The organism is Aerococcus sp. 1KP-2016, assembly GCF_002252085.1.
Classification (GTDB): domain Bacteria; phylum Bacillota; class Bacilli; order Lactobacillales; family Aerococcaceae; genus Aerococcus.
Window position 1 is genome coordinate 1 of record NZ_NEEY01000004.1, and the last position, 16,235, is coordinate 16,235.

The 16,235-nt window shown below is 38.0% G+C and carries 12 protein-coding genes, 1 pseudogene and 2 riboswitches; all 13 genes and pseudogenes read left to right on the top strand.

What is annotated here, in order from left to right; genetic code table 11:
* Positions 1-238: 238 nt before the first annotated feature.
* The 13 genes and pseudogenes from B9P78_RS01495 to B9P78_RS01555 all read left to right on the top strand — a co-directional run bounded on the left by B9P78_RS01495 (position 239) and on the right by B9P78_RS01555 (position 16,217).
* Positions 239-1,150 (top strand): restriction endonuclease, encoded by a 912-nt coding sequence (locus tag B9P78_RS01495; RefSeq protein WP_094517821.1) that lies wholly within the window; start codon positions 239-241, stop codon positions 1,148-1,150.
* The gene (locus tag B9P78_RS01500) at positions 1,131-4,415 is read left to right on the top strand and encodes a DEAD/DEAH box helicase family protein (RefSeq protein WP_233487641.1); all 3,285 of its coding nucleotides are present in this window, start codon (positions 1,131-1,133) and stop codon (positions 4,413-4,415) included. Before B9P78_RS01495 ends, B9P78_RS01500 begins: the two co-directional genes overlap by 20 nt.
* Positions 4,415-5,440 carry an Eco57I restriction-modification methylase domain-containing protein gene (locus tag B9P78_RS01505; protein ID WP_094517822.1) on the top strand — a complete coding sequence of 342 codons (1,026 nt, stop codon included), beginning with the start codon at positions 4,415-4,417 and terminating at the stop codon, positions 5,438-5,440. The genes B9P78_RS01500 and B9P78_RS01505 overlap by 1 nt, the downstream gene beginning before the upstream one ends.
* Positions 5,441-5,483: 43 nt before the next feature.
* Positions 5,484-5,591: riboswitch (TPP riboswitch) on the top strand.
* Between the two features lie 49 nt (positions 5,592-5,640).
* A riboswitch (TPP riboswitch) is annotated at positions 5,641-5,749 on the top strand.
* Between the two features lie 64 nt (positions 5,750-5,813).
* Positions 5,814-6,635 (top strand): hydroxyethylthiazole kinase, encoded by an 822-nt coding sequence (thiM, locus tag B9P78_RS01510; protein WP_094517823.1) that lies wholly within the window; start codon positions 5,814-5,816, stop codon positions 6,633-6,635.
* Positions 6,622-7,285: pseudogene (thiE, locus tag B9P78_RS01515) on the top strand (thiamine phosphate synthase). Before thiM ends, thiE begins: the two are co-directional and overlap by 14 nt.
* A gap of 1 nt (position 7,286) precedes the next feature.
* Complete coding sequence (gene thiD / locus B9P78_RS01520) at positions 7,287-8,126, top strand: bifunctional hydroxymethylpyrimidine kinase/phosphomethylpyrimidine kinase (RefSeq protein ID WP_094517824.1); 840 nt, start codon at positions 7,287-7,289, stop codon at positions 8,124-8,126.
* Positions 8,092-8,766: a thiaminase II gene (tenA, locus tag B9P78_RS01525; protein ID WP_199445716.1), complete on the top strand. Its 675-nt coding sequence runs from the start codon at positions 8,092-8,094 to the stop codon at positions 8,764-8,766. The genes thiD and tenA overlap by 35 nt, the downstream gene beginning before the upstream one ends.
* 95 nt (positions 8,767-8,861) lie before the next feature.
* Positions 8,862-9,131 (top strand): hypothetical protein, encoded by a 270-nt coding sequence (locus tag B9P78_RS01530; protein ID WP_094517825.1) that lies wholly within the window; start codon positions 8,862-8,864, stop codon positions 9,129-9,131.
* Between the two features lie 123 nt (positions 9,132-9,254).
* Entirely contained in the window at positions 9,255-10,364 is a 1,110-nt protein-coding gene (locus B9P78_RS01535; RefSeq protein WP_094517826.1) for a hypothetical protein, read from the top strand.
* Between the two features lie 88 nt (positions 10,365-10,452).
* Positions 10,453-11,577, top strand: coding sequence for an NADH-dependent flavin oxidoreductase (locus B9P78_RS01540; protein ID WP_094517827.1), 1,125 nt, complete (start codon positions 10,453-10,455; stop codon positions 11,575-11,577).
* A 940-nt stretch (positions 11,578-12,517) separates the two neighbouring features.
* A complete protein-coding gene (locus tag B9P78_RS01545; RefSeq protein ID WP_094517828.1) occupies positions 12,518-13,723 on the top strand; it encodes an acyl-CoA dehydrogenase family protein in 1,206 nt (401 codons plus the stop codon).
* A gap of 125 nt (positions 13,724-13,848) precedes the next feature.
* Positions 13,849-14,757 carry a LysR family transcriptional regulator gene (locus B9P78_RS01550; protein WP_233487642.1) on the top strand — a complete coding sequence of 303 codons (909 nt, stop codon included), beginning with the start codon at positions 13,849-13,851 and terminating at the stop codon, positions 14,755-14,757.
* Between the two features lie 272 nt (positions 14,758-15,029).
* Entirely contained in the window at positions 15,030-16,217 is a 1,188-nt protein-coding gene (locus B9P78_RS01555) for an acetyl-CoA C-acetyltransferase (RefSeq protein WP_233487643.1), read from the top strand.
* The last annotated feature ends 18 nt before the right edge of the window (positions 16,218-16,235 follow it).

Below are 16,235 nucleotides of genomic sequence, written 5' to 3' on the forward strand. Positions count from 1 at the left end.
GACTTATTTTATTAAGTGTCTACTTTTAGGGGGAGCATATCAGCTACGCTATTTGCTTTTTTATTAGAGTTATAAGGAAAATTAGTAGTAGCAGAATATGAAATTTTCAATGATAATAGGTATAAATTACTTAAGGAAAGATGAATTATTTTTGTCTATTTCATTCTAAATTAGCAATAACATGATAGAATATACTTTAATAAGTATAAAGAACAATGATAAAGAGGGGAGGTTGAAAATGTCTACTACAGATGAATTAGAAGAACATAATAGTACTGATATTTCAGAAGATGCTATCTGGGAACAGTATCCAAAGATTTTGGATTTTTTATTAATTGATAGAACCAAAACGACTCCTCGAAAGATTAAAAACATAATTTGGGCTAATGAAAATTATGTGAAATTTGGTAGTGCTGCGTATGCACCGACATCAGAAATGAAACGTGAATTGATTACAGGTGCAATGGGGAAAATAATTAAACCTCGAGCTTTAAAATCTACAGAAACTCAAAAAAAACGAACGAGAGACAAAGCAGAAGTTTTTACGCCTACTTGGGTAGTGAAATTACAGAATGATGAAGTAGATAAGAACTATGCGCAAGATGATCTAGAAACTTATGTCGGGCGTAAATGGCTGGAAATAACATGTGGGGAAGCACCATATATGGCCACTCGCTATGATATGGAAACAGGGCAAATCATTTCCTTAGATGAACGAGTAGGATTTGTCGATAGAAAACTCCGTAGAATTAATAGCGAAATAGACGATAAAGCTGAATGGCAACGATTAGTTGAAAGCGCATACAAATCCAGTTATGGGTTTGAATGGAGTGGAGATTCTTTATTTCTAGCTAGGGAGAATTTGCTATATACCTATAGGGATTTTTATTTTGATAAATGGTCTGAGGAACCGTTAGCGGGTTTGTTTGAAGATATTGCCAAAATTATAAGTTATAACGTATTCCAAATGGATGGGTTGAAATATATTATTCCATTATCTGAAAAAAGAGAGCTAGTAACGACAGTACAATTATCTTTATTTGAGGATGAAGAATCAGTGGAACAATGGATTATCAAACCAGGTAAACGAGTAAAAATAATGAATTGGGAATTAGATAAGATGGAGTTTTTTGATAAGGGAGTTAAGTAGGTATGGGGAACAACAACGGGATAAAACTACTAAATTAATATATCCACAAATCTATGCATATACGTTACCAACAATTGAAGAAAATATTGGTTGGATAAAAATTGGTTATACTCAACGTGAAGATGCTGAACAACGAATTAAAGAACAAACGCAAACAGCCGCAATTCAACTTAAATATGACGAATTATGGGTGCAACCAGCATTTTTTGATGGAACAGATAATTTTTTTACAGATAAACAATTTCACTCGTATTTAAGAAAATATAAGCAAGTGCCACAACGTGGTAAACGGGAATGGTTTTATTATAACGGTACACCAAAAAAATCATTAGATGACTTAAATGATTTTAAAAAACAAAATTTCAAACAGATTAAAGAGGAAGCTGAATATGTCTTACGCCCTGAACAAGAGTCGGCTGTTGAAAAGACTTTGACTTATGCAAGAAAACACGAAGGCGGACGCTTTTTGTGGAATGCAAAACCACGTTTTGGGAAAACACTTACCACATATGATTTAGCAAGAAAACTAGAAGCTGAAAAAGTTTTAATTGTTACTAACAGACCAGCCATCGCAAATTCATGGTTTGATGATTTTGAAAAATTTATTGCTTGGCAAACGGACTATGTTTTCCTATCGAATAATGAATCATTAAAAAATCGTCCTGCCTTTTCTAGAGAACAATATCTCAAACAATTAGACTCAGAAAATCCTAAAGAAAAAATGATTACCTTTGTTTCCTTGCAAGACTTAAAAGGGGCAATTTCATTTGGTGGTAAGCATGATAAATTAAATTGGATTAAAAACCTGAAATGGGATTTACTTGTTATTGATGAAAGCCATGAAGGTATCGATACAATAATTACTGATGTCGCATTTGATCAATTGGAACGTAAATTTACCTTATATTTATCGGGTACACCTTTCAAGGCAATCGCATCTGGTGATTTTACGGAAGAACAGATCTATAACTGGACCTACGCTGACGAGCAAACTGCAAAAAAACATTGGCAGCCTGATTGGGATGAGGAAAATCCATATACTGCCTTACCTCAATTGAATTTATTCTCATATCAGATGAGTCAAGCAATAACAGATGAAGTAAATAAAGGTGCTGATATTGAAGGAAAGAATTTAGATTATGCATTTGATTTAAATGAATTTTTTGAAACGAATGAGGCGGGCAAATTCATCCATGAAAGTGACATTATCAAATGGTTAGATACCTTAACGCATAACGAAAAATACCCATTCTCAACGCCAGAACTTAGAAACGAATTGAAACATACTTTCTGGTATTTAAATAGAGTTGCTTCTGCTAAAGCGCTTGAAAAATTATTGAAGAAACATCCAGTATTCGAAAATTACCATATCATTGTCGCTGCTGGGGACGGAAAAACTGAAGATGATCAGATTATTAATACTAAAGCCTTGGAACGCGTGAGAGAAGCTATCAACAATAACGATAAAACCATTACATTATCTGTAGGCCAATTAACAACAGGGGTTACAGTTCCAGAATGGACGGGTGTTTTAATGCTCTCCAATTTACAATCTCCAAGTGTGTATATGCAGGCAGCATTTAGAGCTCAAAATCCATGGACTTACAAAAAAGATGGAAAAGTATACCAAAAGCAAAATGCTTATGTATTCGATTTTGCGCCTGAACGTACTTTGATTATTTATGATGAATTTGCGAATAATCTATCACGACAAACAGTAAATGGTGGGGGGACCACTGATAAGCGGGAAGAAAACATCAAGCAGTTATTAAATTTCTTCCCAGTAATTGCTGAAGATAATGATGGCAAGATGATTGAGCTTGATGCGAATCAGGTAATGACAATTCCGAAGTCCATTAAAGCACAGGAAGTTGTCAAACGTGGCTTTATGTCTAATTTATTGTTCCAAAATATATCAGGTATATTTGCTTCAGCCGGCGCACGTGAAATATTAGAACAATTAAACCCAGTGGCTCAAGGAACATATAAACCTAATCCTACTGATTCGCCTATTGATACGCAAAATGTCCAAGTTGACCAAGATGGTGGTGTGGTAGTTGACCCTACGATTACGATAGCAACCACTAAGGCCCATTTCGGTGACAAATTGTATGAAGAAATCAAATCAAAAATTGATAATGCAATTGATAGTAATCGTAATGACAAGTATGAAGAAGTAGTTACTGAATTAGTTGAGGAAACTTTGCGTCCGGGATTAGAGGATGTTGCAAGGGATATTGGTATATCTAAAACTGCTACAAATGGTGTGATTAAAGAAGAAAAAGCAAAAATAGCAAGAACCATTGAAATAATAGCCAAAAATACTGAAATAAAACATAATGAAGCACAAGTCGAATATAAACGAGAATTAGCTGAGGCCAAAGAAAATGAAGAAAAAATAACGAAAGCTAAAAAAGCGTTTGAAGAGATGACGCAAAAAATTGATGAAGAAGAAAAACAAAGTATCGAGGACAATGTTGTAGCGAAATTGCCAGAAATTGCGCAAAAATCCACGGAAAACATTCTTAAAGTGCATGAGAACAAGAAGAAAAATCATGTAGAAGATGAAGTTCGTGCTCGTTTACGCGGCTTTGCTAGAACCATTCCATCATTCTTAATGGCGTACGGTGAAGAATCGACAAATTTAGATAATTTCGATTTGACCATAGATGATTCAGTTTTCAAAGAAGTTACTGGGATTACACTTGGACAATTCAGACAATTGCGAGATACATATCATTTCTTTGATCCGATTGTGTTCGATGAATCTTGTCAGGAGTTCTTAAGAAAACGCGCTGAGTTATCAAATTATTTTGATGAAAATCAAGAAGAAGACATTTTTGACTACATCCCACCACAAAAAACGAATCAAATCTATACGCCAAAGAAAGTTGTTATTATGATGATTGATCAACTAGAAGCTGAAAATTCTGGTATTTTTTCTGATCCTGATAAAACTTTTGCAGACCTATATGTTAAATCGGGACTATATTTAACAGAGATAGTGAAAAGACTGTTTATTGGACTCGAAGAGATCATTCCAAATGAAGAAGAGCGTTTAAAACATATTTTAGAGCATCAAGTGTATGGATTTGCACCTAGCGAAATAATTTATAATATCGCTAAGAACTTTGTATTTGGTTTTGATAAAAGAGCAGAAAATATTGATACATCTCATCTTGTGTTGTTAGATACAACACCTTATGCCAAGGGTGAAGGCGATTTTGAAGCAAAACTGGATGAACTATTTGGAGGTAATCAATAATGAAATTTGATGTAGTTGTAGGAAATCCGCCATACCAACAATCTAATCTAAATACACGGGATGATGCTGTATATAATTATTTTTATGATCTGGCAGAGAAAATATCAAATAAATACTCAATTATTTCTCCTGCACGATTTTTATTTAATGCAGGAAGTACGGATAAAAAATGGAACAAAAAAATGTTATCAGACAAGCATTTAAGAGTGATGTATTATTCCTCGAAATCCTCTGAAATTTTTCCAGGTACGGACATAAAAGGGGGCGTTGCTATTTTGTATAGAGATACCTCAAAAAATTATGGTGAAATAGGAACTTTTACTCGCTTTGAAACTCTGAATTCTATTGTTAAGAAAGTTTCAAAATTAAGTAATGTTACTTTAAATACAATAATGTCGGGGCAAGGGATATATAAATTTACATCTTTGATGCATAAAAACCATCCTGATGCACAAAATATTCTATCTAAAAATCATCTAAATGATGTCGGTACTGCCGTTCTTGAAACACTTGACAATTTAGTTTTTTATGAAAATATGCCAAATGACAATAACAGCTATATAAGGATTTATGGTCGTTATAAAAATGATCGGGTTTATCATTGGATTAGAGAAGATTATATAAATAAACCATTTGGTCATGACACATACCGTGTGATATTACCTAAAGCAAATGGTTCAGGCGCGTTAGGTGAAAAATTATCATCACCAATTGTTGTGAAACCCATCACTGGATTTACACAAACCTTTATTTCAATTGGTGCCTTCAAAAATAGAACTGAAGCAGAAAACACATTAAAATATATTAAGACAAAGTTTACTCGCACAATGTTAGGTGTTCTTAAAATCACACAAGATAATCCCAAAGAAAAATGGTCTAAAGTACCTTTACAAGACTTTACTGTTGATTCAGATATTGACTGGACAAAATCAATTTCAGAAATAGATCAGCAGCTCTATAAAAAATATGAACTATCAGATGAAGAAATAGCCTTCATCGAAGAAAAAGTTAAACCAATGGATTAAGAGGTGGCATATTGAACACTTCAACCATTAACGTTATAATGAACCAATAAAACAGGGGAGCTTGTGATGCAGGCTGAGAGGAAGTAATCCAACTTCGACCCTTATACCTGATGCGGGTAATGCCGACGTAGGAAATCATATTTACTGAGATTTTTTGCAGGAGGTATCCGGATGGGGTGGCTCCTGTTTTTGTTTATGAATATTTTTTCGGGGGGAGCTTGTGGTGCAGGCTGAGAGGAAGTGATGTAACTTCGACCCTTATACCTGATGTGGATAATGCCACCGTAGGAAGTGATTTTGCGTGTAAGCGGGCGGATACTTCAACAGGTATCTGTCCGCTTTTCGTTTTTATGAAATAACAAGGAGGCGTCATATGTTTAAAAAAATTTTCGGAAATGTGCGTACGAAATCGCCACTCATCCACAATATTACCAATTATGTTACCGTCAATGATTGTGCCAACATATTACTGGCTGCGGGTGCATCACCGATTATGGCAGACGAAGCAGATGAAGTAGTGGACATCACGCGTCTTAGTCAGGCGCTCAATATCAATATAGGTACCTTGAACACACGGACTATCCCTGCCATGTTAAATGCCGGTAAAGAAGCCAATCGCCTACAACATCCAGTTTTATTGGATCCTGTCGGGGCAGGGGCATCCATTTTACGTACGGAAACAGCCCAATCTTTAATGCAAGCCATTGATTTTACGGTCATTCGGGGCAATATGTCTGAAATCAAAACTTTGGCATCTGGCACTGGGACTACCAAGGGTGTTGACGTTGATATAGCGGATAAGATTACAAGCGAAAATTTGTCTGAAGCAGTCGATTTTGCTAAATCTTTTGCTAGACAAAGTAAGTCTGTGGTGGTCATTACGGGTGCTATTGATATCGTAACAGATGGGGAAAAAGCCTATTGTATCTACAACGGTCATCCCATGATGTCGGTTATTACAGGCACCGGATGCCAATTATCCGCCTTAACCACAGCATTTATCGCAGCAAATTCGGACCAGGTTTTACAAGCAAGTGCAGCCGCGGTGATGGTGATGGGATTAGCTGGGGAAATTGCCCACGACCGTTTAACAGGGTTCGACGGTAATGCGAGCTACCGTAACTATATCATCGATGCTATTTATCACATGACGGGTGACCAATTGGAAGGCGGTGCTCAGTATGAAGTCTATTAAATCGGATTTGCGCCTATATGCCGTGACTGATCAAAGATGGACCGGGAAGCAAAGTTTAGTAGACCAGGTGAAAGACGCAATAAAGGGCGGGGTGACCTGTGTCCAGTTGCGGGAAAAATCCATGGATGACCAAGCCTTTTTGGCGGAGGCCTTATCATCAAAGACTTGTGCCAACGTTACGATATTCCGCTTTTTATCAATGATAATGTGGACGTTGCCATTGCTTGTCAGGCGGATGGCATTCATGTGGGTCAGGAAGATATGGCGAGCGATTTAGTGCGGAAACGGGTGGGACCCGATATGTTGATTGGGGTGTCCGTGCATTCGGTAGCTGAGGCACTAATAGCTGTCGAAAATGGGGCGGATTGTCTAGGCTATGGTGCCATGTTCGCAACTGCGACTAAGGACGACGCGGATGTCTTAACGATTGAGGGCTTGCGCCAAGTGTGTGCAGCGTAGATATTCCCGTCGTTGCGATTGGAGGCATTGATCATGAAAATATAGGGCAATTAGCTGGCACGGGCATCGCTGGTGTAGCCATTATTTCGGCTATTTTTGGGGCATCAGATATTGAGAAGGCATCTAGGGATTTAAAAATTTTAGCTGAGCACGTAGTAGATAGTGATTTGAATAACGAAGGAGGACAATAATATGAAGACGGCTTTAGCAATTGCGGGAAGCGATTCGTCTGGTGGGGCAGGCATCCAGGCAGATTTGAAGACCATGACCATGAATGGTGTATACGGGATGACAGCTATCACGGCTTTGACCGCCCAAAATACGACAGGGGTATTTGGCGTGGAGGAGGCTTCGCCAGCATTTTTGCAAGCGCAAATTGATGCTGTATTCGAAGATATTTATCCGGATGCTGTCAAAATAGGTATGGTATCGTCATCAGAACTGATTCGTGTCATTGGTGACCGCCTGCGTTTTTACCAGGCAACAAATATTGTCCTTGACCCAGTGATGGTTGCGACGTCTGGGTCATCGCTCATGAAGACAGATGCGGTGGAAACCTTAACGGCAGACTTGTTACCTCTTGCGACCCTAGTAACCCCCAATATTCCAGAGGCAGCGCTTTTGGCAGGTATAGCAATTCAAAACGCAGATGACATGGAAGCGGCTGGGAAAATTATTGGTGACACGTATGGGTGTGCCGTCTTAGTGAAGGGTGGGCATGCGATTAATGATGCCAATGACGTCTTATATGCAGACGGCCAATGCCGGTGGTTTGAAGGGCGACGCATCGATAATCCGAATACCCATGGAACGGGCTGTACCCTGTCGAGTGCCATTGCTTCAAATCTGGCTAAGGGCTACGATTTGGCTACTTCAGTAACGCGCGCCAAGGCATATTTATCAGCAGCGCTAGCGGATATGTTAGACCTTGGAACGGGCTCTGGACCAATGAACCATCATTTTGGTTTGCAAGGGCAATTTGCTGAGGAGGCAGATAATGACATCAATCCCATCACTGACAACAACCGATAAATTAATCGAAGCTACGCGTGAAATATGGGAGGCTTACAATGACCATCCCTTTGTGACGGGTATTGGGGATGGCAGTTTAGACAGAGAAAAGTTCCGCTATTACATCATGCAAGATTTTTTGTACTTGAAAGACTATACAAAAGTATTTGCCATCGGCCTAGCTAAGGCGACAGATGTTGATAATATAAATCTATTTGCCCAATCAATTGCTGGAATTTCGGCAGAATTGAATGTTCATAACGGTTTTATGGCCCAACTGGACATTACAGAAGAAGAACTAGACGCCATTCAACCATCTTTGGATAATCTTTCGTATACCTCATACATGTTGCGAGTGGCTTATGAGGAAACTGAGGTCGAAATCTTAGCAGCCATTCTATCCTGTGCCTACAGTTATGAAATGATTGCCAAAGAAATCATGCGCCGTAATCCGGATGCCATTCATGATGATTTCTATGGTTCTTGGATTCAAGCCTATGGTTCAAACACCTATTCAGCAAGTAATCAGACCTTGATTGAGAGTTTAAATCGTCTATCGCAACATTATACGGATGCCCAAATCGACCACTTGCTTGCTATTTTTACAGCTTGTTCCCGCTATGAATTGGCCTTTTGGGAAATGTCTTGGCAAATGCAATAAAGTGAATAACTTGCATCAATTTATCGGTACATTTCGGATAAATATACTATACTTGGGGTAATAAAATACTGATAGATATTGGGAGGTGCAGGATAGTGGCAGATGTAGCTTTAGTGGGTGTTTTTGCGGAGAAATGGTTGGCACTTTTTCAAAATCCGGATACAAGTTATGATGATTTATTTGACGAAAAGTTGGGATATGAATGCCAACAATTGGGCTTTTTGATGGATCAGGGCCAGTCATTTGCACATCATTACCTGAAAGATTGGTTGACCGTCAAGAACTTGGAACATGTGATTTATGAGGTAAATGATATAGAAATTTTGGGTGCAGCTATCTATTCTGCTTGGCGCCACTACGCATAATGGGCTTTTCAGGGAACACCTTACGTAACTGACACCATGCGCCAATGGTTCAAAGTGGCTTTGTACAGACTTAGCAGATTGGTACAATTGACGCCATTTGCTTTTCGAGGGACACTTAGAAAAATGAAAATCTCATCTAATAACATGTCCTATTTCAACCCGCCTCGTGTGGGAGAAACCTATCAACAAAATTTGACCCTTAATAATAAGGGTGGCCTATGGTTCCAATCATTTTTGGTTTCTGAGGATTCAAACCAAGAAAGCCCAGGGTCAAAATTTCAAAAGCATATACCCGCAGCGCAAACGGACAAAATCCTCCAAGCGATGGCGTCGTATTTTCGCAAACCCTATGATGAAATCCGGGCAACAGATATTGGGATTTGGGAACTTGAGTTAACCAATACTGATGGGGAAATGTATCGGTATGAGGGTTCTTTATGTGCCAATTTCATTGTTGATGGTGTCGATTTATCCGATCTCATTCGGGATACGCTAGGAATGTATGAACTAATTGTCTTTGATGACCATGGGACGGATGATAGGATTCAAAATATCACCGTTCATTATAAGGGGTTGACAGAAATCCATACGCGTATGGCGGATTATTTTGAAGATAATTTACCCTGGGATACTTATGATGAGCAAATCGTTATCGACCGCATGTCAGGGATGTTGCGTATCTTACAAACGATTGGTCAAACAGGCACAATTACCCATACCTATCAGATGGGGAAAATGGTATCCTCGCTATTAAATGAAATATATTTAGATCGATTATTTTCTGACCAGGAACCTATTCAGCGAATAACCAAAGATGCACCAAGTGAAGATGACGACTATACGATAACCATCACCTATGATAAGCAGCCCGAGAAGATCATTTATGGGTCATTTGAAAACGGAGACCTACCTAATCGTTGGGGTAGTTTTGTGGAAACGCTGCAATTCTTCCTCGAATCTTATGGTCTTGGCAAGGTTTTGAATCCACGTATTTTTGGTAAACGAAAACGGCGTCTAGGTGAATATATTTTCTGTAGTGTAGTATTTTCAGATAGTGAAAAATCCTACTATTATCTCAGTAACTCAGATACGATTCTTGAAGGTGACCACGTTCAAGTCCCTGTCGGCAATGACGGGCAGACTATTGGCGCTAGGGTAGTCGACATCAATTACTATACGGCAGAGGCTGTCCCGTTTCCCATTGATCAAATCAAATATATTGTGGAAGACTAGAACGTTTAGCAATTGCTATAAAAAAAGGTAGATGAAATTATCGAGACGATAATTTCGGTTCTATAATAAATAGTGGTGGTGAGATTTCATGTTGAATCTCATTGAAACTATTTTTGCAACAATCAAAAATCGTGTGGTTATTCCTCCAATGACTGAAGGTTCATCACTTGAAGATGGTTCAGTTTCAAGAGATGAATTATACTACTTTGACACACATACAGGTGGCGTTGGTATGTTTATCGCACCAGTTGCGAATGTTAGTGAAGATGGTAAAGGTTTTGAAGGTGAGTTGTCAATTACAGACGATTGCTTCCTACCAGGCTTAACCAACATGGCAAAAGCAATTAAAAAAGATGGTACAAAAGCTATTTTACAAATTTTCCATGCAGGCCGTATGTCTTCTAAAGCAATCTTACGCGGTACCCAAACAGTTAGTGCGTCTGCTGTAGCAGCACCACGTCCAAATGCTGAAACACCACGTGAATTGACAACTGAAGAAGTAGAACAAATCATTGTTGACTTTGGAGAAGCAACTCGTCGTGCTATCCAAGCAGGTTTTGATGGTGTTGAATTGCACGGTGCCAACACATACTTGATGCAACAATTCTTCTCACCACATTCAAACAAACGTACAGATAAATTTGGTGGCGATGTTAAGGGACGTATGACTTTTGATTTAGAAATTATTAAAAGCGTTAAGAAAGCTATCGATGAATATGCAACAGAACCATTCATTTTAGGTTACCGTATTTCTCCAGAAGAAATCGAAGAACCAGGTATCCGTTTAGAAGATACATTACAATTTGTTGATGTATTAGCAGACAGCGGTATTGACTACTTACACATTTCTATGGGTAGCGCATGGCGTACATCTTTAAATAATAGAGAAGACAAAACACCAATCGTGTTACATATCAAAGAAACAGTAAACGGTCGCGTACCATTAATTTCAGTTGGTTCAATCGAAACACCAGCACAAGCTGAAGAAGTAATGGATGCGGGTATTGAATTTGTTGCTTTAGGTCGCGAATCAATCCGTGAACCACAATGGGTGCAAAAAGTTGAAGCAGGTCAAGAAGATACCATTCGTTATACGCTAGACAAAAACGATATGGAAGAATTAGGTATCAACCCTGCATTCGCTAACTTCTTAGAAATGTTAGGCGCTGACATGCACTTTGTTGGTGAAGAAGGCAAAGACAACTTTGGTTAAGAATTAGGTTCAATCGAAGGTAACTACTAATTTCTCCATTAATCTAAAAATATTTTCAATAAATTCATTCAGGGGTTGGGACAAATAGTTCCAACCCCTTTTGTTGTACTGTGAACGATAAAATTACCGAATAACTCGAAATTCGGGATAAAAAAGCAGTGGCTGGTACAAAAAATTAAAATCATAGATTTTTCGTCCTTATAGTGTACGTTTCTTGTGAGCCGTGGGACCATTGAAAGCCAAGGTCTTTCAATTTGAAATCGATCCAAGGTCTCGATTTCATCCTCCTTCACGGCTAAGGAACTACACTTTCAGTCCTTTAACATCTGTTCCCATGATATATTTCAATCAAAATTTATAAGAATTTTTTCAAAGTAAAAGGCGTACACAACACTTATTCAGAATTGTGTACGCCTTTTTTAGAGGCCTTTTGTCCCAGCCTCTATTCGGTAAATAAATGACCAGTTATATACAATGACGATTCGTTCGATACAGATGGTAAAAATTTATCCTGAATGTGGTTATATTCAGTAAAAAAATAGCATATCTTATAGAACCACAATTTATTCGGGATAAAAAGGTCAAAAATGCCTGAATGACACGCGCATTCTGTAATTGCGGTTTTCTCAACAAATGTAGGATAACTATCCTCGGTAATTGTACTAGCCTTGTATGTGTGTGTGCATATAAACAAAAGCCTCACAGGAAGCATAATTTGGATGTATTCAGTTAGGAAGAAAAGTTTCATCCAATGCTTTTGACTGTATAAAATCTTGAAAGAATAGGGTTTTTGTACTATCTATAACTTAAACTTATATTTCAATTCAAATTCCTTATTTTAAAAATGAATATGGATGGGTTATTATATGTGTGTGGAAGCGTTTGCAACAAGTATTTAATTAAAATAAAACAAAATTGAACTTAAATGGAGGACAAAACTATGTCAACAAAAGCAGAAATTATCCGTGAATTATACCCAGAAGATGTATTCCATTACGCAGAAAAATTAACTGATGGTGAATTGGAAGTATTACAACATGTACGTCAAATCATTGAGAATGATATTCGTCCAGTTGTAACTGACCACTGGGAACGCGGTAAATTCCCGTTTGAAGCATTCTACAAATTAAAAGAAGCTGGCATTATGAACAGCCCTAAATTATTTGAAGGTCGCGATGACAAATGGAAAGCTAGCGAAATGTATAATGCCTTCCTATACTATGAATTAGCTCGCTTTGATGCTTCAATTGCTACATTCTACACAGTACATGGTGGTTTAGGTTACAACACAATCTTAATCGGTGGTTCTGAAGAACAAAAACAAGAATTCGCAACTAAAGTACGTAACTTCGAATGGCAAACATGTTTTGCTTTAACTGAACCAGATCACGGTTCTGATATTGCAGGTGGTTTAGCAACTACTGCAGAACGTAAAGGTGACAAATGGCTCTTAAACGGTGAAAAACGTTGGATCGGTGGTGCAGATACTGCTGATATCGTTCCTGTATTTGCTCGTGACGTTGAAGATGGTAAAATCAAATGTTTCATCGTTCGTAAAGGTACTCCTGGTTACAATGCTGTGCCAATTCCTAACAAAATTTCATTACGTATGGTTCAAAATGGCCACATCACTTTAGAAAACGTTGAAGTGCCAGAAGCTGACCGTTTACCAAACATCAACGGTTTCCGTTCTGTAAATGAAATCTTCATCCACACTCGTGCAGACGTTGCACATATTGCCAACGGTGTAACAGCAGGTGCTTTCGTTGCTGCTTTACGTAACACTTCTGAACGTGAACAATTCGACCGTAAATTAGCTGGTTTCCAATTAGTTCAAGAAAAATTAGCACGTATGCAATCTAACGCTACAGCAGCTTTAGGCTACTCAGTACGTATTGCTGAATTAATGGATAATGGCGAATACGAAATGTTCAACTCTTCATTAGCGAAAATGCACAACTCATTAAGAATGCGTGAAACAGTTGCCTTAGCACGTGAAGTAACTGGTGGTAATGGTATTACCCTAGAATCTGATGTAGCACGCTTCTTCGCAGATGCTGAAGCTATCTACACTTATGAAGGTACACATGAAATTAACGCTTTACTTGTAGGCCGTGAGATTACAGGTATCGGCGCATTTGTTTAATCGCAATCCACCTCAATAATTGCTATGAACAAATTCGGAAATCAACTTCAGGAAACACTTGAGGTTGATTTCTTTTTTTAGTTTTATAAACTTTGCTATAATCGAAACTAATAGAGAGGGGTGCCGTGAAATTGAACATCTTACAGTTATATTATTTTGTTAACATTGTGGAATGTAACTTTAACTTGTCGCTAGCTGCCAAGAAAATCCACATTAGTCAACCCGCCCTGAGTCAGTTTATCTCTACCTTTGAAAGAGATCATGAAATTGAGTTGTTTAACCGCAAGAATAGCCGTTTACAAGGACTAACAACCGCGGGTAAGGAAGTATATGACTATGCGATTAAAATTTTGGCTTTGTCAGATGAATTAGATCATATTATTCATTATGAATCTTTACGCCAAAAAGGAACCATTCGTATTGGTTTACCATCACTCATCTTAGAAACCTACTTTGCTGCCTATTTCCCTAAACTATCAGTAGAAAATAAGGAGATACAGATATCCATCAGTGAAGATGGTAGTCATGCTTTACGTCAAAAGTTGATTAAAGATGATTTAGATATAGCCATCCTTATCGAACCAACCTTACTAGACGAAAAGGTATATGAGCAGCATACGATTTGTTTTGATGAAATGGTGGCATTCTTGTCGCAGAATAATCCTTTGGCTAAGAAAAACCGCTTGAATTGGCGTGATTTAGATAAATATCCATTGGCAACCTTCAAAAGTTCTTTTATGACGCATCAACTCGTCAGCGAAAAGTTGGAAGAAAATCATTTGGATAGTCAAATTCTTTTCACGTCATCATCATGGTCTTACCTAATGGATGCAACTCAAGATACAGATATTGTGACTATTTTGCCTAGACCAGTAGAGAAGCATTTGAATCGAGATTTGTCTACGATACGAAAATTCAAGGATCCAATTCCATTTAATTTCACCATTTGTCGCGCACGTCATGAAAAACATGAACCGTTAAAAGATTATGTTTTCAATCAGATTGTAAGCAATTTTGCGCCAGCAAATACTTAGAAAAACATAACTTTTCCTAATATCTGTAGGTCCTAGAGCCATTCTCTGGCTTTAGGACCTTTTTATTTTATCGAAATCTACAAAGTTTTATAAGGATGACTTATACTTCAATAAGTTTCTGATAGCGTTTTCATGGTATAACCCCCTTTTATATTGTAAACGCTACCAGTATAATATAAGTATCGATTCCACAAAATCGCCAAATTAAATACAAAGTTGCATTAGTATATAATAGAATTTAAAAAGCATATATATAAATGGAGGAAAAAACAGTGAGTACAAAAGAAGTAGTAATTGTATCAGCATTACGTTCAGCAATCGGATCATTTGGTGGCGCATTTAAAAATTATTCAGCAGTTCAATTAGGAACAGATGTCGTGAAAGAATCTTTAAATCGTTTGAACTTGGATCCTAGCTTAGTAGATGAAGTCATCTTAGGTAATGTCCTAAGTGCTGGCTTAGGACAAAACGTGGCACGTCAAGTGGCTATGAATGCTGGTATTCCTAAAGAAGTACCTTCTTTCTCAGTAAATCAAGTTTGTGGTTCAGGTGTGAAAACAGTTATGTTAGGTGCGCAATCAATCATGGTTGGCGACAACGACATCGTGGTTGTTGGTGGTACTGAAAACATGAGCCAATCACCATATGTATTAAACGACTACCGTTGGGGTGGACGTATGGGTGACGGTCGCGCTGTTGATACTATGTTAAAAGATGGTTTAACAGATGCATTCGAAGGTTACCACATGGGTATCACTGCAGAAAACGTTGCCGAAAAATATGACTTATCTCGTGAAGAACAAGATGAATTTGCAGCGAAGAGTCAACAAAAAGCTGAAGCAGCAATCAAATCTGGTCGTTTCGAAGATGAAATCGTGCCAATCTCAGTACCGCAACGTAAAGGTGACCCAATTGTTGTGACACAAGATGAAGGTGTTCGTTTCGGTTCTACAGCAGAAGGTTTAGCTAAATTACGTCCTGCATTTAAGAAAGATGGCGGTACTGTAACTGCTGGAAACTCTTCAACAATCAATGATGCTGCTGCAATCTTAGTCTTAATGTCTAAAGAAAAAGCAGAAGAATTAGGTTATGAACCATTAGCTACAATCGTTTCATCTGCTTCATGTGGTGTGGATCCATCAATCATGGGTACTGGCCCAATCTCTGCAACGAAAAAAGCTTTATCAAAAGCTGGTTTAACAGTAGAAGATTTAGACTTAATCGAATCAAATGAAGCCTTTGCTGCACAAGCGTTGAGCGTTAATAAATCATTAGGTTTTGACCCTGAAATCACTAACGTAAATGGTGGGGCAATCTCATTAGGTCACCCAATCGGTGCTTCTGGTGCACGTATCATCGTTACTTTAATCCACGAAATGATTAAACGTGATGCGAAGACAGGTTTAGCAACTTTATGTATTGGTGGGGGCCAAGGTAACGCCTTAATCATCAAACGCTAATCTGAAACGAGACATTAT

Bases quoted from the DNA above. Each gene is read 5' to 3' on its own strand.
- B9P78_RS01495 (WP_094517821.1), top strand. From the start codon at position 239: ATGTCTACTACAGATGAATTAGAAGAACATAATAGTACTGATATTTCA.
- B9P78_RS01505 (WP_094517822.1), top strand. From the start codon at position 4,415: ATGAAATTTGATGTAGTTGTAGGAAATCCGCCATACCAACAATCTAAT.
- thiM (WP_094517823.1), top strand. From the start codon at position 5,814: ATGTTTAAAAAAATTTTCGGAAATGTGCGTACGAAATCGCCACTCATC.
- thiD (WP_094517824.1), top strand. From the start codon at position 7,287: ATGAAGACGGCTTTAGCAATTGCGGGAAGCGATTCGTCTGGTGGGGCA.
- tenA (WP_199445716.1), top strand. From the start codon at position 8,092: ATGACATCAATCCCATCACTGACAACAACCGATAAATTAATCGAAGCT.
- B9P78_RS01535 (WP_094517826.1), top strand. From the start codon at position 9,255: ATGAAAATCTCATCTAATAACATGTCCTATTTCAACCCGCCTCGTGTG.
- B9P78_RS01540 (WP_094517827.1), top strand. From the start codon at position 10,453: ATGTTGAATCTCATTGAAACTATTTTTGCAACAATCAAAAATCGTGTG.
- B9P78_RS01545 (WP_094517828.1), top strand. From the start codon at position 12,518: ATGTCAACAAAAGCAGAAATTATCCGTGAATTATACCCAGAAGATGTA.